The following is a 19412-nucleotide window of genomic DNA, read 5'->3' as shown; positions in this document are numbered from 1 at the left end:
GATCCCCCCCCCCACACAAAACGTCGTCTGCCCCCCCCTCTCCCCCCCCCCCCCCCCCCCCCGCGCTGGTTGCCGGACCGCTCGGCGGATCAGTGTGGCGGGTAGTGGTCGGCGACAACGCGGGCCATGGCACCGATGCGGTCCTCCGCGACATCCCGTGCCGCGAAGAAGCAGTGGCCACGGACCGTCTCGTAGTCCTGGGCCAGGGTGAGGTGGCGGGACAGTTCGGCCGGGTCCTGCCAGGCGGCGGGCTGGCCCGACGCGCCCGCCTTGTACAGGGCCTCGCCGACGTAGAGGTCGACGCCGGTGCCCCGGGCCACCTCGTCCCACCAGGGCACCAGGGCCGCGTAGTCGGCGGCGGCGAAGCCGATGTTCCAGTAGAGCTGCGGACAGATGTAGTCGATCCAGCCCTCGCGCACCCACGTCCGGGTGTCGGCGTGCAGGTCGTCGTAGGCCTGGATGCCCGCCGTGGTCGCCGAGCCGAGCTGGTCGGTCGCCCGGTTTCGCCACACCCCGAACGGGCTGATCCCGAACCGCACCCGGCCGTTGATCGCCTTGATCCGGGCACCCGTCTCCCGCACCAGGAGGTCGATGTTGTCGCGCCGCCACGCGTCCCGGTCCGGGAAGTCCGCCCCGTACCGGGCGAAGGCCGCGTCGTCGTCGAAGCGCTGCCCCGCGACCGGGTACGGGTAGAAGTAGTCGTCGAAGTGGACACCGTCGACGTCGTAGCGGCTCACGGCGTCGAGCATGGCGTCCTGTACGAAGCGGCGGACCTCGGGCAGGCCCGGGTCGTACTGGAGCCGCCCGCCGTAGGCCACCACCCACTCGGGGTGGAGCCGGGCAGGGTGCGTCGGGACCAGTCGCGAGGGGTCGTCGTGGGTCGCGACCCGGTACGGGTTGAACCAGGCGTGCAGTTCCAGCCCGCGCCGGTGCGCCTCCTCGACCGCGGTGCCCAGCGGATCCCAGCCCGGGTCCCGGCCCTGCACCCCGGTGAGCCAGGCCGACCAGGGCTCGTACGGGGAGGGCCAGAGCGCGTCCGCGGTCGGGCGGACGTGGAGCAGCACCGCGTTCAGCCGCCGGTCCAGCGCCTCGTCGAGCCGGGCGAGCAGCTCGGCGCGCTGCTCCTCGGCGGTGAGGCCGGGCCGGGAGGGCCAGTCCCGGTTGGCCACCGTCGTCAGCCAGACGCCGCGGAAGTCCCGCTCGCCGTCACGCCGTTCCGCCGCAGCCCGGCCGGGCTGCTGCTGCGGCCCGCCCCGGCCTGCGGCGAGCGCCGGGGCGGCCGCGGCCAGGCCGCCGAGTGCCGCCGCCGTGCCCGCCACGAAGCCCCGCCTGGTGATTCGCCCCATGTCGCATCCCTCGCTCGCTTCCCGCAGCTCGCTGCCCGTCGGTCCGGCCGCCCTGACGAGGGCCCGGCCCCGCATGTCAGGAGCAACGACCCGGGGAGCGGGTGGGTACGGCCGTGTCGACCTGGTGGCCGCGTCACCCCCGCCCGGCCCCGGCCCGGGCCCGGGCCCGGGCCCGGGCCCGGAGGCGGCGGCAGCGGCGTCGACGGCCGCCCGCACCACGTCCAGCAGCGCGATCAGGCCCTGGGCCTGCTCCCCTCCGGTCGGGGCCGGTGACGCTCAGGTGCAGGTGCCGGACGTGGAACCGGACGGGGGCACTGCCGAAGACCTCCAGAATCCGACCGTCGAACGAGTAGAACCGGTTGCCGAACGTGGTCGTGATCTCGTCGTTCATGGCTGAACCCTGTGCACGGTGACCATTCGTCACCATGCCTCTGCCACCGCGCCTCTGCCACCATGCCGCTGCCACCGGGCTTCCGTCACCGGGCTTCTGTCACCGTCACCAGCCCCCGGGCCTCCTCCCGGACGACGCCGTTCGCATTCCGTAAGGACGTCGCGGCACCTCACGGCACGTCCGACGCGCTTCGATGGACGGGTGGATTCCAAGCCCTCCGGTGCCCGGCGCCGCCTCGAAAGCCGCCTCGAAAGCCGTCTCGACCGCCCGCTCCCTCCGCCGCCCGGCTTCCTGCGGCGCGGCCCCTTCCGCGACGGCGCGTTCAGCTCCGCGCTGCACGAGCCGCGCACCGCCGTCGTGCTCGGCCGGTGGCTCGGCGCGGCCGTGCTGGTCTGCTTCCTGACCGGCCTGACCAGCCACCTCCTCCAGGACCCGCCGCACTGGCTGGCGCCGCGCCTCCCCTCCCGTCCCGTGGACGGGTACCGGGTCACCCAGGGGCTGCACGTGGTCAGCGGCATCGCCGCGATCCCGCTGACCGGCGCGAAGCTGTGGACGGTCTACCCCCGGCTGTTCGTCTGGCCGCCGGCCCGCAGCGTGCTGCACACGTTGGAGCGGCTGGGCATCGCCGTCCTGGTGGCGGCCGTGCTGCTGGAGCTGTGCACCGGCCTGCTGAACACGCTCCAGTGGTACCCCTGGCCGTTCCCGTTCCGCCAGACCCACTTCTGGCTGGCCTGGCTGGCGATCGGCGGCCTGCTGATCCACCTGGCCGTCAAGGCGCCGCTCATCGCCCGCCACTGGCGCGGCCGACAGGCTCCGGCGGTGGCCGGGCGCCGGGGGTTCCTGACCGCCGTGGGGGCGGCCGTCGGCGCGGTGACGCTGACCACCGCCGGGCAGACCGTGCCCTGGCTGCGGGCGGTGGACCTGCTGGCCCCGCGCCGGCCGGGCCCGGGAGCGGGCGGCCTGCCGGTCAACCGTACGGCCGCCCAGGCCGGGACGGTCACCGTGCCCGCCGACTGGCGGCTGGTGGTCGACGGCCCCCGGCCGTTCCGGATCGGACTCGCCGAGCTGCGCCGACTCCCCCAGCACGAGGCGGTGTTGCCGATCGCCTGCGTCGAGGGCTGGAGCGTGAGCGCCCGGTGGGGCGGGGTCCGGGTCGCGGACCTGCTGGCGCTGGCCGGGGCACCGCCGGGCTCGGCCGTACGGGTCACCTCGCTGGAGGCCGAGGGGCCGTACCGGGTGTCCGAGCTGCCCGCCCGTACGCCGCCGACCCGCTCACCCTGCTGGCGCTGCGGGTGGACGGCGAGGAGCTCAGCGCGGACCACGGCTTCCCCGCGCGGATCATCGCGCCGAACCGGCCCGGCGTGCTGCAGACCAAGTGGGTGGCCCGGATCGAGGTGCTGGGATGACCGCGCCCGCGACCTGGCTGCGCGGGGCGGCCCTGGCGGCCGGGCTGGCGCTGACCGGCTTCGGCCTGTACGGGCTGCTCGACGACGCCTATGTCACCGAGCCCGCGGGGGTGCTGTGGTGGGCCGTCGGGGCCCTGGTCCTCCATGACGGCCTGTGGCTGCCGCTGGTCTGCCTGGTGGGTGCCGCCCTGGGCACCCACCTCCGCGCGGCAGGCCCGACCGGGGGCCGGGTGCTGCGCGGCTGGCTGGTGGTGGCCGCCGCGCTGACCGCCGTGGGCCTGCCCGCCGTCCTACGGGCGGGCCGGGACTCCGGCAATCCGACGGTGCTGCCGCTGCCGTACCTGCGCAACTGGCTGCTCCTGCTGGCCGCAGGCGCGGTGTGCGCGGCACTGCTCGCGCTCGCCCGACGGCGGCGACGGCACCGGCACCGTGACCAGCACAGGCGTGGCGACTGAACTGGCCCCTCCGGCAGGCGACATGGACGAAGGACACCTTGTGTCCTAGAGTGAACGAGGTGTCACCCCGGTTGCGGCACCCCGTAGCGACGCCAGCCGCACCCGACCGTACGCGACACCACCGCGTCACGTCACCGAGGAGAGCCACGGCCATGACCGACACCTTCGAGGCGGGCAAGTCCGAGCTGGTGGAACTCGCCCACCGCCGGATGCAGACCGCGATACCCGACAACGACTGGACGGTGCGCCAGAAGCTCGCGCTCACCTGCCGCATCCTGTTCGACGCCGGGCACGACTCCGGCCTCGCCGGGCAGATCACCGCCCGCGCCGAACGCCCCGGCACCTACTACACCCAGCAACTGGGCCTCGGCTTCGACGAGATCACCGAGGACAACCTGCTGCTCGTCGACGAGGACCTCACCGTCCTGGAGGGCGACGGCATGGCCAACCCGGCCAACCGCTTCCACAGTTGGGTCTACCGCGCCCGACCCGACGTCAACTGCGTCATCCACACCCACCCGCTGCACGTCTCCGCGCTGTCCATGCTGGAGACCCCGCTCGTGGTCTCGCACATGGACATGTGCCCGCTGTACGAGGACTGCGCGTTCCTGGAGACCTGGCCCGGCATCCCGGTCGGCAACGAAGAGGGCGAGATCATCTCCGCCGCCCTCGGCGACAAGCGCGCCCTGCTGCTCGCCCACCACGGCCAGTTGGTCGCCACCGACACGGTCGAGGAGGCCTGCACCCTGGCCCTGCTCTTCGAGCGGGCCGCGAAGCTCCAGCTGTTGGCGAGCGCGGCCGGGAGGATCCAGGAGATCCCCGGCCTGCTCGCCCAGGAGGCCCACGACTGGATCTCCACCCCCAAGCGCGGCCAGGCGAACTTCGCCTACTACGCCCGCCGCGCCCTGCGCGCCGGCCACGGCGACGCGCTCAGCCCCCGGAAGGAGTCCTGACATGGCGACCACCCTGGAAGGGATCATCGCCTACCCGGTGACCCCGTTCTCCCGCACCGACGGCAGCCTCGACCTCGACGGGCTCACCGCGCTGATCGACCGCCTGGTCGCCTCCGGCTGCCACGCCGTCGCCCCGCTCGGTTCCACCGGCGAGAGCGCCTACCTCGACGACCCGGAGTGGTACGCCGTCGCCGAGGCCGCCGTCGCCGCCGTCGCGGGCCGCGTCCCCACCGTCGTCGGCATCGCCGACCTCACCACCCGCAGCGCCGTGCGCCGCGCCCGCTTCGCCGAACAGGCCGGCGCGGACGTGGTGATGCTCCTACCGCTCTCCTACTGGACCCTCGACGAAGAGGCGATCACCCGGCACTACACCGCCGTCGCCGACGCCGTCGGCATCCCGATCATGATCTACAACAACCCCAAGACCGCCGGGGTCGACCTCCCGCCGGAGCTCATCCACCGGCTGGTCCGGGACGTCGATAACATCACCATGGTGAAGGAGAGCAGCGGCGACCTCCAGCGGATGCACCGCCTCACCCAACTCTCCGACGGCGCACTGCCGTTCTACAACGGGTCCAACCCGCTCGCGCTGGCGGCCTTCGCGGCCGGCGCCAGCGGCTGGTGCACGGCCGCGCCCTGCCTGATCCCCGAACTCCCGCTGGAGCTGTACCGGGCGGTGCGCACCGGGGACCTGGACGCGGCACGCGAGGTGTACTACCGCCAGCTGCCCGTCCTGCAGTTCCTGACGCGCGGCGGGCTGCCGACCACGGTCAAGGCCGGCCTCTCCCTGCTCGGCCTGGACGTCGGCGACCCCCGCCCGCCGCTGCTGCCGCTGGCGGAGGAGCGCCGGGCCGAGCTGGCCCGGCTGCTGGCGGACGCCGTCGGCTGAACCCCCGCCCGGGGAGGCGCCGTCAGGGCAGGCTGGGGACCCGGTCCGCGCTGCCGTCCTGCTCGTCGTGGATGACCACGAGGATGTGGGCCTGCTCAGGACCGGTGCTCCGGCAGCGGTGCGGCACCGCCGAGTTGAAGTACACGCTGTCGCCCGGGCCCAGCTCCACCGTCCGCTCGGGGAACTCCAGCTCCACCGTGCCCGCGTGGACGAAGAAGAACTCCTCCCCCGGGTGCGACTTGAACGGCGAGCCGGTGGCGTCGGTCGGCGGGTACATCACGAACGGCACCATCCGCTTGCCGCTCAGGCCGGTCGCGATGCCCTCGTAGTGCGGGGCGCCGGGGCCGGCCCCGTCCGCGATCGGGGTCCGCTCCCCGGCCCGGACCACCGTCACCAGCTCCGGCTCGACCTCGTCCGAGAACAGCCGGCCGACGTCGACCCCGAGGGCGCGGGCCAGCTTGAGGGCGGTCGAGATCGACGGGTCGCTGAGGCCGCGCTCGACCTTGGAGAGGTAGCTCTTGGTGACCCCGACCTGCTCGGCCAGCGCCTCCAGGCTCAGCCGGTTCTGCTGCCTCAGCACCCGCAACCTGCTGCTCATGCGCCACCCCTCACCTGCGGAACCGTCCGGCCCATCATCCCACCACGGGGTCCGGCGGCCGGCCCCCCGAGGGGTACGGCCGCCGGGCCTGGGGCCGCCCTCCCGGCGCTACGAGAGGACGCTCCAACCCTGGCCCGCCGCAGCGCCGTTCGGCGCCGCCGTGGTCACCGTCGTGCCAGCCGCCCCGCCACCCGCGTCGAGCGCCAGGCCGGTGGCGACGTTGGTGACGGTGAGCGCACCGGTCGCGGTGTTCCGGACGACCCGCCACTCCTGCCACGGGTTGCCCGGCGAGTAGTTCAGCAGGTAGGCGCTGCTCCCCGGTGAGGTGCCCGCCGCCAGGACGGTGTGGACGTGGGTGGCGGTGTCGCAGTTGTCGCTGATCCGCACGGTGCCGTCCGGGTTGCCGGTGAAGGTCCACTGCTCCGAGGTGTGGGTGGGCCACCAGGTGTTGACGTCGGCGGCCGAGCCCAGCGGCGCGCTGCACGTGCCGGCGACCTCCAGCACCGGGCCGCCGGGGCCGCCCGTGCCCAGGGCGTGGTACCTGCCGTCGTCGACGACCGTCGCCGGGCCGGTCGCGGCCTGCGGGGTGAGCCGGTACATCGCGGCGCCGTGCGCGGGCACCCAGGTGCCGCCGACCGTACCCCCGCCCGTACCGCCGCCCGACGCCACGGTGCCGGTCGCGCCGGTCCACAGCTCCTTGTAGGTGAACCCGCCGGTCAGCCCCAGCGAGGCGAGGTCCGTGCCGATCGTGTGTGCGGCGGCCGGGTCCTGGTTGACCAGCAGGACGGCGGTGCTTCCGTCGGCCAGTTGCCGCTTGAGCACCACCGGCGCCGTGCCGCTCGTCGGCGCGGCGCCGACGAGGGTGGCGGGCTCGGCCAGCGCGTCCTGGTCGACGGCGACCACGTCCCGGTTCTCCAGGACCGCCAGGCTGGACGCGCCGATCCCCGTGGACCAGGTGTGGCCGCCGTCGGTGTGCTGGGACTGGGCTGCGGTCCGCAGGTCGGCCCCGGAGATCAGCGGGGCGGCGAGCATCGCCAGCACGGAGGTCTCGGTGCGTGACTCGTCGTCGGTGAACGGCTTGTGGCAGGTGCAGGTGTCGGTGGTGCCGTAGAGGCCGTAGACGTCGTTCCAGCCGGTGTACATCATGTCGAGGTCGTTCCAGCTGCCCGGGCGCACGTTCCCGGGGTAGCGCAGGGCCGTCTGCAACTGCCCGTTCCACAGCACGCCGTCGAGCTCGCTGTCCCGGTCCCCGCCGATCCGGCACAGGTTGGCCACCTGGCCGCACCAGACGCCCGTCGGGGCGTAGCCGGGCGCGCTGAACGGCGCCGTCCCCGCGGCCTGGACGACCGGGTCGGTGCGGGCCGGGTCGGCCGGGTCGAGCAGGTAGGGCACTCCGGTGTGGGCGGGCTGGGCGGAGACGCTGAGGGTGACCTTCGGGCGGCCCTGGGCGGCGGAGGCCGCGTCGAGGGCCCGTTGGAAGGTCTGGACGCGGGCGTAGACGGAGCGGGTGAGCTCCTTGCCCTCGCCCTGGGTCGAGTAGTCATGGCCGTCCGGGCCGGTGATCTGCGGCCCGTACGGGCAGTCGTCGTACTTGACGTAGTCGACTCCCCAGGAGACAAAGTCGCCCGCGTCGGTGGCCTCGTGGCCGAGGCTGCCGGGGTGCATCTGGCAGGTCTCGTAGGTGTCCGTGGCGTAGAGCCCGAACTTCATGCCCTTGCTGTGGGCGTACTGGGCCAGGTACTGGATGCCGTTGACGGTCCGGCCGCCGACGGTCTGCGGGGGGAAGTGGTCAGGGCGCGGGACGAGGTGGCCGGAGGTGGGGTCGTTGCCGGTGCCGTCCGTCCCGGCGACCGGGTTCCCGGCCGCGTCGTACAGCTGCATCGAGCCGTAGGACGTCCGGACGAAGTCGGCGGTCTGGCCGTCGCGGTGCCAGAGCGACCAGCCGTCGTCGACCGTGACGGTGTTGTAGCCGGCCGCCACCAGGCCGTTGGCGGCCATGAAGTCGATGGTCTGGACGACCTGTTCCTCGGTGACCTCGGTGCCGAGGGAGTTCCAGGAGTTCCAGCCCATCGGCGGGGTGAGGGCATTGCCGTTGCCGAGCGCGGCGGCCGGGGCGGCGGAGCCGAGGGTGGCGGCTCCGAGGCCGGTGACGGCGAGGGCCGAGGCGAGCAGGGGTGCCGCGAGGCGGCGTGGGAGAAGGCGCACGTGCGCTCCTGTGGGGGTGGTGGGGGTGCGTGGGGGTGACTCTCGGTCAGGGGTGACTCTCGGTCGGATTCGGGGGACCGGCGGCCGCCCGTGCGCTTTCCGTTGACGGCATCCGACGCGACATGTGAAATGACACATGTCACCGATCACATGGGTCAAGTCTCTTGCCGCGATTTTGAACGTTCAAATGCTCAGGTCCCCGCCAAGGAGCCCGCATGCCCACCGCGCCCCGCGCCCGCGCCGCCGCACTGCCGTCCGGCCTCGCCCTCCTCGCCGCCCTCACCGTCCTCGGCGCCCAGGTCACCACCGCGACCCCGGCCCGGGCGGCGGCGGACGCCCCGGTGGACGGCGGCAGCTACGTCCTCGGGGCGGCCTCGGGCGGCGGGTGCCTCGGCCCGAGGTTCGCCGAGGCCCAGCCCGGCACCCCGGCCGTCCGGGCCGCCTGCCAGGGGCTGTTGAGCCAGCGCTGGCAGCTGCGCCGGGCCGACGCCGCAGCCCCGGGAGCGAGCACGCCCCCCGCCCCGGCCGGCTACCTCCTGGTCAACTCCGCGACCGGGCGCTGCCTGGTCGTCACCGGCTCCGCGCACCAACGGGCCCGCACCGTCGTGACGGAGGACTGCGGCAGCCGCCCCGACCACGAACGGTTCGCCGTCACCCCCGCCCCCGGCGGCGGCCGCACCCTGACCACCCTCGACGACGGCCAGTGCCTCACCGCGCCGCACGCCCCCTCCGCCGACCGAGCCCAGCCAGCCGACCGGGCCGACCGGGCCGACCGGCCGGTGCTGGTCCGCCGCTGCGACGCCGCCGCCGACCAGCGCTGGACCCTGACCCGCACCGAGCCCCTGGCCCTCGACAACCCCGGCTTCGAACAGGGCACCACCGGCTGGACGTTCACCCCACACACCGGCGTCGCCACCAACAACCCCCACTACGGCGGCCGCCTCGCCTACCTCGACGCGGGCCCCGACCACCGGGTCAGCCGACAGCTCACCGCCGTCACCGCCGGGACGTACGACCTGTCCGCCTGGATCGCCACCGGCGCGGCCGGGGGCAGCTTCTCGGCCGCCGTCAACGGCACCGTCGTACGGTCCCTGACCCTGCCCGGACAACCCATGTACGCCAGGTACACCCTCCCCCGCGTCACGGTCGCGCCCGGCGACCGGATCACCCTCACCATCGGCTCCGCCCCGTCCGGCTGGGTCAACGTCGACGACGCGTCCGTGGCCCCCGCCGCCCCGAACGACCCGCGGATCAGCTCCTCCGACCCCGAACTGGTCGCCCTGTTCGACTGGGCCAAGACCAAGGCCAACAGCTGGGTCCAACAGCCCGGCGCCCCCGGCGTGCTGAACATGGACGAGAACAACACCGGCGGCACCTCCACCGGCACCTACGACACCACCTACTGGGCCGGCTACCCCTTCCGCTCCGCCTTCTACAGCCGCGACTTCGCCCACCAGCTCGTCGGCGCCCACCTGCTCGGCCTCGACGCCCAGAACAAGACCATGCTGCGCGCCTTCGCCGCCTCCGCCACCGACCTCAACGGCGACTACCCGGTCTGGGCGCTCAACTTCGACGCCCGGACCAACGCCGCCATCGACTACCACGGCCCCACCAGCTTCGTCCGGGAACTGCCCGCCCCCTTCGAACTCGTCCAGAAGACCGGCGAGGCCTACCAGTGGACCGGCGACCGCGACTACGCCGACGACCCCCTCCTCACCGACTACGTCCGCACCGCCCTGGGCAGCTTCATCGCCCGGCACCCCGGGCCGATCGACAACCACGGCGTCCCGATCCCCCAGGCCACCAGCGGCAGCATCTTCGCCGGCACCGCCGGCTACGCCGAGAACGCCACCACCGCCTACGCCGAGGCGGGCGACGCCCTCGCCGCCCAGTACCAGGCCTACCTCGCCGCCGCCACCCTCGCCGCCGCCCGTGGCGACACCACCGGCGCGGCCGGGTACCGGCAGGCCGCCGACACCCTGAGGACGTACGTCAACACCACCTGGAGCACCGACCCGGACCACCCCGCCGAGCTCGTCCACGGCTACGACACCCAGGGCCGCCCGGTCAGCGGCTGGGGCTACGAGACCAGCGTGCTGATGCCCATGAAGAAGCTCCTCACCCCCGGCCCCCACCTCGACGACTACCTCCGCTACATCGACGCCCAGGAATCGGGCCCCCAGGCCTCCGTCAACGCCGAGGCCCTCACCTACCTGCCCGACACCTACTTCGCCAACCACGACGGCGCCACCGCCTGGAAGTGGATGCGGCAGATCTACCGCGGCGTCGACCGGTCCCACGCCAGCGGCCGGATGCTCAACGGCGACTACCCCGAGCTCCCCTTCACCCTGCTCGCCCAGACCGTCCAGGGCCTCCTCGGCGTCCAGCCCGACGCCGCGGCCCACACCTTGACCACCACCTCCCAACTGCCCGCCGACATCGGCTGGGTCCAGGTCGCCGACATCCCCGTCGGCGCCGGCACCGTCACCCTCCGCCACGACGGGCAGCACAGCAGCACCCTCACCAACACCGGCCCCGACCGCCTCAGCTGGGAGGCCCGCTTCCCCGGCGCCCACACCACCCTCACCGTCGACGGCCGCCCGCAGGCACCCCGCACCACGACGGTCGACGGCCTGACCTACACCACCGCCACCGTCACGCTCGCCCCGGGCCGCGCCACCACCGTCTCGGTCGGCGACTGACGCCCCGGCCGCTCCCGCGAGCCCCGCCCCGAACCCGCCGGGGGGGGGGGGGGGGGGCAACACCCCCCCCCCCCCCCCCCCCCCCCCCCCCCCCCCCCCCCCCCCCCCCCCCCCCACCCCTCCCCCCCCCCCCCCCCCCCCCCCCCCCCCCCCCCCCCCCGCGCCGCCGCGCGACCGCGCCCCGCCGGTGCTACGCGGCCTTCGCCGTGGCGCGGACGCCGAAGTGGACGTACCGGCTGCCGTCGGCCAGGGCGTAGAACACCACCGGTATCCACGCGTCCTTCTCGTTCCGCCGCCCCGCGAAGACGGTCTTCGCCGGGGTGTCCGACACCGGCGTCAGCTGCCACACCAGCGGGTCGAAGGTCCCCGCGAGGCCGTCCGCCCCCTCGTAGGTCAGAGTCAGCGCGCCCTCACCGCCGCCCTCGGCGCCGCCCTCGGCGATCGTCATCAGGAAGCCCTCCCGCCGGTACCTGCCGACGAACGCCCCGAGCTCGACCACCGGCGGCCGGGCCGGCGGCTCGAAGCCGGGCATCGTCACTCCCGCGAGCTCCGCCGACAGTTCCCGGCACAGCGCCTCGAACACCTTCGGCGCCGCTCCCCCGCCGTTCGTCAGCAGCACCACCGCGAGGCCCTTCTCCGGCATCGCCCGCAGGTACGCCAACTGCCCGAAGGTGCTCCCGTCGTGGCCGAATCCCCGGACGCCGTCCCATTCGAACAGGCCCCAGCCGAGCCCCCAGTGCGCACCGAGGAACCACTGGTCGGGCATCTCGACCTCGCGGTTCAGCATCGCCCCGACCACGGCCTCCGGCAGCACCCGCGTCCCGTCCGGCGCGGCGCCGCCGTCCACGAACAGCCGCGCGAACCGGGCGACATCGGCCGCCGTCGCGCAGATCCCGCCGTACGGGCCGGCCGACCGCGGCATCATGTTCCACAGCGGTGTGGGCACCGGCTCCTCGCCCGGGTCGCCCATGTGCCCCATCGCGGCACGGAAGCGCAGCACCTCCTCCGGCAGGGTCATGGTGTGCTCCAACCCGAGCGGGCCGGTGAGCAGTTCCTTCAACGCCTCGTCCCAGGTGCCGCCGGTCACGACCTCGACGATCCGGCCGAGGACGTTGTACGCGGTGCTGGAGTACGACACCGTCGCGCCGGGCGGGTTGGTCAGTCCGACCGTCCGGGCGCCCTCCACGTAGCGGGCCAGGCAGTCGTCGCCGCGGCCGGTGTCGCTGACGAAGTCGCCCTCGATGCCGCTGGTGTGGTTGAGGAGCTGGCGCGGCGTGATGGTGCGGGTGGCCTCGGCGTCGGCGACCGCGAACTCGGGCAGGACGTCCAGGACCGGCGCGTCGAGGTCGAGCTTTCCGGCGTCCGCCAGCAGGACGACCATCGCCGCCGTGTAGCCCTTGCTGACGGAGCCGATCTGGAACACGGAGTCCGTGGTCACGGCCACGCCGGTCTCCGAGTGCAGGATGCCGGAGGCCAGTTCGTGGATCTCGCCGCCGGCGAGCACGGCCAGGGTGGCGCCGTGGATGCGGTGTGCGGCGAGGAGTCCGTCGAGCCGGGCCTGCCAGCGGGCGGTGTCGAAGGCCGGCGTCTCCCCGGTCGCTTCACGGCTCGGTTTCTCCGACATGTGCTCTCCCTCGCGGTCACGACGATTCATGGACAGTCCGAAGACGGATCACAGCGGCGGCGGTGGCCCCGGCACGTGCGGGCAGCCCGGCGCGACCGGCCGTCAACTCCCGCACGGCAGGCGGACCTCCGGGCCTTCCGGCCGGCGTGATCCGCCGCCGCCGATCATGACACTAGCGCGCTCACGACCTTTTTCAAACATCGTTTGAAACCGGGTGGCCGCCACCGACCCCCGCACCACCCGCTGTCGGACCCCTCACCTAGGCTGACCACCAGGCAAGGGATCAAGGAGCAGAGCTGTGCGGATCGAGCGTCACCAGGTGGACGGGGCGGCCGTCTCGGCGGCCCGCGAGGGCTTCACCGACCGGATCGGAAGGATGGTCCACTCGTACTCGCGCGCGGACCTGATGACCGCCACCGAATGGCGGCTGATCGCCGACGAGTTCCTCGACCACCTCGGCGCGCTCTCCGCCGACTCGCCCGCCCTGGACACCCCGGAGGCCAGGGCCGTCCTCCAGGACGCCACCGAGGCCGCCGCCGGCGCCATCGCCTTCGCCGCGTACTACGGGTACGACGGCTTCCAGGTGTTCCTCGACTACCCGAACTTCGGGATGAGCTACGACCCCGAGGACGCGGACGGGAGCGTGCGGCGCAGCCCCGTCCTCCCCAAGTACTGGCTCGACGCGCTCTGCCTCACGATCCTCTCCGACCGGTTCGCCCGGCACGGCGAGGCCTTCGCCTTCACCTGGCAGGCCATGCCCGCCGGCGGCGGCTACTCCGCCGCCCAGCTCGTCAACGGCTTCATGGCCCACCTCCTGGGCCGCACCCGCGACGAGGACGAGGCCGCCGCGACCGCCGAGCAGCGACTCGCCGCCATCGACGCCGCGCTGGCCCCGATCGAGGACCGGGACAGCGACGCCACCCAGGCCCTCCACACCCTGCGCGCCCTCGCGGCGCAGGACCGCGCGGCCTTCGACGCCGGGCTGCTCGCCCTCCTCGACCGCGCCGACGGCACCCGCCCCCGCAGCCTCCTCCCGCTGCTCCCGCTCGCCCTCGCCGCGCTCGCCCACCGGGCCCACGGCTGGCTCCCCGCCGTCGACACCGACTACCTCCCGCACGCCCTGGTCACCGGCTTCGCCGGCCCCGGCCCCCGGGTCGCCGGGCTCGGCCGCGACCGGCGTCCCGACGCCGTCGCCCAGCTCGCCGCCGGTGCGGTCCGCATCGACCGGCCGAGCCCGGCCCTCCCCCTCCACCCCGACACCGAGGCGCTGTACGAGCGGCGCACCCGGGAGGCGATCAACCCCGGGCCCGAGGACCGCCACACCGTCGCGCTGCTGGCCCGCGCCCTGGACAAGCAGGTGCTCCTCCTCCGGGCCCGCGCCTCGCAGTCCGCCGACGTCACCGACACCCAGCTCGCCGGGCTGCGCCTGGCCTCCCAGCTGGGCGCCGCGCTCTTCCGCATCGCCCTGGCCGAGCCCGGCACCGAGGCCGAGGTGACCATCGACGGCCGGACGGTCCGCTACCCCGCCACCCGCAGCGAGGACTCCGGCCCCGGCCACTGGCAGCTCGCCCTCGACCTCGCCCTGATCACCGGCGTCCGCGCGGACCTCGCCCCGATCGTCCTCGCCGGCCCCACCCACTCCACCGCCGACCGCTCCGCGTACGCCTCCTACCGCGTCGCCCTGCACGACTACTTCCGGGGCGTCGACCCGCTCCCGGCCACCGAACGGGCCCTGCGCGAGGTCGAGCGGACGAAGGAATGGGGCTTCCCCGCCCCGCCGGTGGTCCTGTTCTCCCAGCTGGTGGAGGGCGACGAGACCAGCTTCAACCTGGCGCTGATCGACGCCCTCGAAGCCCACCGCGACCACCACGCGGTCGCCGACCGCGCCACCGACTCCGAGGCCGCGATCAGCCTCGACGTCCTCGCCCTCGCCTGCCACGCCCGGCGCCGGGGCTGGGCCGTGCACGTCGAGTCCCCGTACCTCCCGGCCCGCCTGCTCGCCTGAGGTACGTCCCCTCCTCGCTGCCGCGAGCCGGACGCGGCCTGGACGCGGACCGGACGCCCGAAGGCCTGACCGCCCGGGCGGTCCTCGACCGTCCCGGGACGGCTCGGTGGCCGTACGGAACGCTCCCGCCCACCCCCGTGGGACGGGAGCGCTCCGTACGGCCACCGGGCCGCACTGCCCCCGCTAGCTCCAACCCGTGTCACGGGTACGGCGGTGCCACCGGGAGTCCCCTCCGACCTCCGCCGGTGAAGCGGCGGCGCACCCGTGTCCGACCCGGCTGTCGACCGTGCTGAACATCCCCCGACCCCCTGTCGGTCCGGCGGGCGACCCCGCTGCGGTGACGATCATAATCGCCGAACGGCGAGGACCGCACCTCCCTTGTGGCACTGACCGGCGAACAGAGTCGCCGACCGGCCGGTCGGTGCGTCAACTGGCCGGTCGGCGGAAGAGCTTGGACAGCTGGTCGGCCCCGGTGGCTACGCCGTCCCGTCCGCGCCGAGCCGGCGGTAGGCGGCGGCCACGGCGAGCATCCAGGCGATCTCCTCGCGCGGGGTGCGGCCGCCGGTGGTCGCGGCGAGGGCCGCCGGCGGGGTCGGGGCGGGCAGGCCGCGGGCCCGGTGGCGGACGGCGGCGCGCAGCCAGCGGGCCTCGACCCGGGCGAGGTCCTCGCAGGCGGCGGGCGTCGGGACGCACTCGGCGGCCCGGGTGTCCCCGCAGGCCGGATCGCACTCGGAGCCCCGGGTGTCCTCGCGCAGCACCAGGACGGCGTCCCGGATGGCGAAGGCCCGGTGGGCCAGTTCGACCGAGCGGTCCCGGACGGTCAGCACGTCCCGCAGCCGGCTGCTCGGGGTGCCCAGCACCACCTGGGGGACGGCGGCCACCACGTCCGCCCAGAGCGGGTGCAGCCGCCACAGCGCGTACTGGTCGCGCAGGTAGACGACCACCGTCCGGCCGGGCGGAATGGTGACGCCGAGGACGAGCAGCACCAGCATCAGCGCGGGCAGCAGCTCGCTGGCCGTGTCCTGGAGCGGGATCGGCTTCCCGGCGGCGTCGAACCGGGTCGAGTCGCCCTTGGCGAGGGTGAACCAGTACCGGTAGAGCGTGTACAGCAGGCCGGTCGCACCGGCGGCCGTCAGGCAGTTGACCCCCACCCGCACCGCCCCGCGCGGAACGGCGGCCCGGTTGGACCAGAACAGCACCATCGCCCGCGCGCTGGCCAGCGCGAAGGCGGTGTTGAAGACGCACAGGTAGGCCTTCACCCACGGGTCCCCGAAGTGGGCGTCGATGCCGAAGCCGCCGTCGGCGTCGTGCGGGAGGGCGAAGACGAACAGCAGGCTCAGCACGATGCCCACGGCCACCGCGAGCAGCAACCGTACGCGCGCGGCCCGGGGCCGCTCCGGGCGGCGCCGCACCTCCTGGACGTACTCCAGCAGGAAGTACGCCGCGGCGACGCCGACCAGGTGCTTGAGCAGCTGGGTGACGTCCCGGATGCCGGTGAGGTCACCCAGGGCCCGCTCGACAAAGGCCGGACGGCAGCTGAGCCCGAGGGCGATCGCCGCGAAGGCCGCCCACAGTGCCCGGTTCGCCCGGGTGGTGAAGGCCGTGGGGGCCCGCCAGAGGACGACGCCCCAGATCAGCGTGGGCATCAGCCAGGTGAACAGCGGGCGCATCAGGACTTCCTCCACCGGGGTTGACGTATCGGGTGCATCAGGCTCTCGGCCAGCCGGTCGGAGACCGGGCTCGGGTCGGTGGTGGAGCCGACCAGGTCGGCGAGCAGCAGGGCGATCATCTCCGCCTCCTGCTCCTCGGCGGTGTGGTAGCCGGTGCGGCCCGCGCCCATCAGCTGGGCGATCAGTTCGGGCGTCAGGTCGGGCAGCAGCGCGGTGAGCCGGGAGAGTTCGAGGGTGCCGGTGTGGCCGCACAGGACGTGGCCGAGCTCGTGCAGCTTGATCAGGTCCTGGTGGGCGGGGCTGGTGCGTTCCTCGTAGTAGACGACGTCGATGCTGGGCAGCGCGATCCACAGCCCGCAGGGCAGGTCGGGGCCGAGGGCGGGCAGCGGCTCCATGACGATGCGCCGGCCCCGCTCGCGCTCCAGGGCGGCGCGGAAGCCCTCGACGGTGAACGGGGCGGGCAGACTCAGGCCGGAGAGCCGCTGCTCGCAGCGTCGGCGCAGGCCGCGGGGGAAGGCCAAGGCGGGGGTGTTCCTTCGGAGCGGGGGGCGGGAGCCGGTCGGGGGACGGTGGCGCGTGCTGCGGTGCTCCCGCTCATCCGGCGCCGGTCGGGCCCGCGTTCCGGCCGCTCGCACCCCGGCTGCTCGCACCCCGGCTGCTCGTGTCCTGGCCGCTCGTCTCCTGGCTGTCGGCGTCCTGGCCGCTCGCGTCCTGTTCGAGCTTGCGGAGGTTGTCGGCGAGCGAGAGCAGCACCCGCAGGCTGCCGTCGGACAGCGCGGAGGCCCGCTTGACCAGGTTGACCACCCCGTCGTTGCCGAGCGCCTGCCGCAACTCGGCGATCCGCTCCAGCTGGTCGAGCTGCTCGTCCACCACGGCGGCCTTGGCGTCGTCCAGGAAGTAGCTCGCGCCGGCGCCGATGCCGAAGCCCCGGCCCAGCCAGTCGAGCGTGTCCACGGTGGGGTTGCAGGCCTGGCCCTTCTGGTTCAGGCCGAGGTGGAGGTTGCGCACGGTGTCGCGGGAGATGACGTCCCGCCCCGCCAGGCGGTTGATCCGGTCGGCGAGTTCGCGGTAGGCGGGGGGCCGGCCGCCCGACCTGGTCGCCTCCCGGGCCATCAGCCGGTCCACCCGGCGGGCGATGGCCGAGGCGCGCTCCCCCGGCTCCCCCGGCTGATCCGGCCCGCCCGTCCCGTCACCAACTGCTGACTTCACCATGTGCGTCCCCCTCACGAACCTGTCACGATACCGTCGGTGTTCGACCGGTTGGTACCGGAGAGCGGCCCGGCGGGCGTCCGGGCACGGGGGCGGGCTTCCGAGGTGCGGGAGGGCGGGCGCCGCCTCGGCGACCGCTCAGCGGCCCGGGTGGTGGACGAAACGGTAGGTGTCGCGGTCGAGTTCGGTGACCTGCACGCCGACCGCGGCCGGGCCGGCGAGGTGCGAGCGCAGCACGTCGAGCACCCGGGCGGTCAGTTCGGCGCGCTGCGCGGTGGTCCGGCCGGCCAGGATCTTCACCTCCACCAGCACCACGGCCTCACCGCTCGCGCCGTCACCGACGGTGTGGTGCGGGGCCGGGCGGAACAGGGTCTTGCACTCCGCCACCGTGGTGTCGATCACCTCGGTGACCGTCTTGTGCAGTTCGGCGGCCAGGGCGTCCCGGTCGAGGGCGAGTTCGGCCGAGTGGTCGATCAGGAGCTGCGGCACGGGATCCTCCGGAGGGAGTGGGGGCGGGCAGCGCCGACCCTACCGTTCGGGCCCCGGCACGTGGCCGGGGCCCGGGGGTGCCTCTATGGGGCTCGTCAAGGAAATCGGGCTGCGTTCGGGAGCGCGTGCGGGCAGCATGGCGGGATGCCAGATCTGCTGTGGGATGACGTCAGGAACTTCTTCGACCCTGACGTGATGGGTGCTCTGCCGGACGTCTTCGTGGAGGGCACCTCGTCTGTGGAGGACTGGCAGGCGGTGTTCGATCTGGTCCGGTCGAGTGGTTGGGCGTGGGAGTTCTTGGCGGGCGGCGTCGCTGGGCCGCTGCCCCCTGCTGTGGAGGTGCTGACTCGTCCGGCCGGCGCGGACTCGGTCGACCTGCGAGTGTGGCCGGTCCCGGGTGTGTTGGCGATCTTCCGGCCGTGGTCTGCCGAGGGGATCGACTTCGATATCGATCTTCGAGAGCTGCAGGGTCAACATGGGGTGGACGTCCTTTGCGGGTTGCTGGCCGCGGTGGGCCGCAGGCTGGGCCGGCCGGTGGTCATGACGGCCGAAGGCGACTACGGGCACCCGGTACTCGGGTTCGACCCCAGTGCCGACGCTGTGGTGCTGATGGCGGACCCGAACTTCAGGTGACCGCTGCGGCTGGCCGCGACTCGTAGAAGGTGCCGTCGCGGAGCATGGCGAACAGGACGTCGACCCGACGTCTGGCCAGGCAGAGGAGGGCCTGGGTGTGCCGTTTGCCCTGGCCGATCTTCTTGTCGTAGTAGGCGCGGGAGGCCGGGTCGCCGAGCAAGGCGAACGCGGCCAGGAAGAACGCCCGTTTCAGCTGCTTGTTGCCCCGGCGGGAGGGTTGCTCGCCGCGTATGGAGGAGCCGGAACCGCGGGTCGCGGGGGCGAGGCCTGCATACGAGGCGAGGTGGGCGGCCGTCGGGAACGCGCTCGTGTCGCCGACGTCGATCAGGACCCGGGCACCGGTCCGCGTTCCGATGCCGCGCAGGGTGTGCGGCATGGTGCGGGCGGCGTCCGCGATGACGAAGGCGTCGCGGGCGTCGGTCTTGGCCTCTCCGGGGTAGAGGTCGGCGAGGCGGCGCATCGTCAGACCGGGCAGGTAGGCGACACGGCAGCCAGCATCCCGGGCGACCGCCAGGGGCAGGGCGCCGATGGAGGCTGGCCGGTCGACGACGACAAGGACCGTGCCGTGCTTGGCGGTGAGCTTGTCCAGCATGGCCCGCATCTTGGGTTCGCTGTTCGGCAGTCGCTTGTCGTGGACTCGCTTGCCTGCCCGGGTCAGGGCAGTGCCATGGTGCTCGCCCTTGCCGACGTCCAATCCGAGGAAGACGTCCACATCACCGGTGTCGATCACGCTGGTCCCTTACGAGGTCGTGCCGTCCCGGCCTCGTTGGCGTGGCACCAGTCGCCGGCATCCACGTTACGAAGAGCCTCCCAGCACGCTGGTGGTCCTGCCTCTAT

Annotated in this window: 15 protein-coding genes and 1 pseudogene; 7 read left to right on the top strand and 9 right to left on the bottom strand. The window is 73.9% G+C overall.

Going from position 1 to position 19412, the window contains the following annotated elements:
• Positions 1–89: 89 nt before the first annotated feature.
• The gene (locus tag ACZ58X_RS24950) at positions 90–1346 is read right to left on the bottom strand and encodes a glycoside hydrolase family 10-like protein (protein WP_470335820.1); all 1257 of its coding nucleotides are present in this window, start codon (positions 1344–1346) and stop codon (positions 90–92) included.
• A 682-nt stretch (positions 1347–2028) separates the two neighbouring features.
• On the opposite strand from ACZ58X_RS24950, the pseudogene ACZ58X_RS24945 reads away from it, so the two are divergent.
• From ACZ58X_RS24945 to ACZ58X_RS24930, 4 genes and pseudogenes are all read left to right on the top strand, one after another.
• A pseudogene (locus ACZ58X_RS24945) lies at positions 2029–3143 on the top strand (molybdopterin-dependent oxidoreductase).
• Positions 3140–3598 (top strand): hypothetical protein, encoded by a 459-nt coding sequence (locus tag ACZ58X_RS24940; protein WP_470335819.1) that lies wholly within the window; start codon positions 3140–3142, stop codon positions 3596–3598. Before ACZ58X_RS24945 ends, ACZ58X_RS24940 begins: the two are co-directional and overlap by 4 nt.
• Before the next feature lie 152 nt (positions 3599–3750).
• Complete coding sequence (locus ACZ58X_RS24935; RefSeq protein WP_470335818.1) at positions 3751–4551, top strand: aldolase; 801 nt, start codon at positions 3751–3753, stop codon at positions 4549–4551.
• 1 nt (position 4552) lies between these two features.
• Positions 4553–5440, top strand: a complete 888-nt coding sequence (locus ACZ58X_RS24930) for a dihydrodipicolinate synthase family protein (RefSeq protein ID WP_470335817.1) — start codon at positions 4553–4555, stop codon at positions 5438–5440.
• Positions 5441–5462: 22 nt separating this feature from the next.
• Here ACZ58X_RS24930 and ACZ58X_RS24925 read toward each other — a convergent pair whose 3' ends face one another.
• Together ACZ58X_RS24925 and ACZ58X_RS24920 are read right to left on the bottom strand one after the other, a co-directional pair.
• Positions 5463–6038, bottom strand: a complete 576-nt coding sequence (locus ACZ58X_RS24925) for a helix-turn-helix domain-containing protein (protein ID WP_470335816.1) — start codon at positions 6036–6038, stop codon at positions 5463–5465.
• Between the two features lie 108 nt (positions 6039–6146).
• The gene (locus tag ACZ58X_RS24920; RefSeq protein ID WP_470335815.1) at positions 6147–8243 is read right to left on the bottom strand and encodes an alpha-galactosidase; all 2097 of its coding nucleotides are present in this window, start codon (positions 8241–8243) and stop codon (positions 6147–6149) included.
• Between the two features lie 215 nt (positions 8244–8458).
• Between ACZ58X_RS24920 and ACZ58X_RS24915 the strand changes: the two genes are divergently transcribed.
• A complete protein-coding gene (locus tag ACZ58X_RS24915; RefSeq protein WP_470335814.1) occupies positions 8459–10945 on the top strand; it encodes an RICIN domain-containing protein in 2487 nt (828 codons plus the stop codon).
• Positions 10946–11135: 190 nt separating this feature from the next.
• Here the strand turns inward: ACZ58X_RS24915 and ACZ58X_RS24910 are convergent, their stop codons facing one another.
• The gene (locus tag ACZ58X_RS24910) at positions 11136–12569 is read right to left on the bottom strand and encodes a serine hydrolase domain-containing protein (RefSeq protein WP_470335813.1); all 1434 of its coding nucleotides are present in this window, start codon (positions 12567–12569) and stop codon (positions 11136–11138) included.
• Positions 12570–12867: 298 nt separating this feature from the next.
• On the opposite strand from ACZ58X_RS24910, the gene ACZ58X_RS24905 reads away from it, so the two are divergent.
• Positions 12868–14574, top strand: coding sequence for an immunity 49 family protein (locus ACZ58X_RS24905; protein WP_470335812.1), 1707 nt, complete (start codon positions 12868–12870; stop codon positions 14572–14574).
• 476 nt (positions 14575–15050) lie between these two features.
• Here the strand turns inward: ACZ58X_RS24905 and ACZ58X_RS24900 are convergent, their stop codons facing one another.
• From ACZ58X_RS24900 to ACZ58X_RS24885, 4 genes are all read right to left on the bottom strand, one after another.
• Entirely contained in the window at positions 15051–16244 is a 1194-nt protein-coding gene (locus ACZ58X_RS24900; RefSeq protein WP_470335811.1) for an MAB_1171c family putative transporter, read from the bottom strand.
• Positions 16244–16765, bottom strand: a complete 522-nt coding sequence (locus tag ACZ58X_RS24895; protein WP_470335810.1) for a hypothetical protein — start codon at positions 16763–16765, stop codon at positions 16244–16246. Before ACZ58X_RS24895 ends, ACZ58X_RS24900 begins: the two co-directional genes overlap by 1 nt.
• Positions 16766–16838: 73 nt before the next feature.
• Positions 16839–17456: a hypothetical protein gene (locus ACZ58X_RS24890; RefSeq protein ID WP_470335809.1), complete on the bottom strand. Its 618-nt coding sequence runs from the start codon at positions 17454–17456 to the stop codon at positions 16839–16841.
• A 135-nt stretch (positions 17457–17591) separates the two neighbouring features.
• Positions 17592–17942, bottom strand: a complete 351-nt coding sequence (locus tag ACZ58X_RS24885) for a 5-carboxymethyl-2-hydroxymuconate Delta-isomerase (RefSeq protein WP_470335808.1) — start codon at positions 17940–17942, stop codon at positions 17592–17594.
• A gap of 144 nt (positions 17943–18086) precedes the next feature.
• Here ACZ58X_RS24885 and ACZ58X_RS24880 point away from each other — a divergent pair, with 144 nt between their 5' ends.
• Positions 18087–18575: a hypothetical protein gene (locus ACZ58X_RS24880; protein WP_470335807.1), complete on the top strand. Its 489-nt coding sequence runs from the start codon at positions 18087–18089 to the stop codon at positions 18573–18575.
• Here the strand turns inward: ACZ58X_RS24880 and ACZ58X_RS24875 are convergent.
• Positions 18568–19305: an IS110 family transposase gene (locus ACZ58X_RS24875; RefSeq protein WP_470335806.1), complete on the bottom strand. Its 738-nt coding sequence runs from the start codon at positions 19303–19305 to the stop codon at positions 18568–18570. The genes ACZ58X_RS24880 and ACZ58X_RS24875 overlap by 8 nt on opposite strands.
• Positions 19306–19412: the final 107 nt, after the last annotated feature.

This window comes from Kitasatospora sp. NPDC040550 (assembly GCF_055594965.1).
This window is presented reverse-complemented; position numbering and strand designations above follow the sequence as displayed.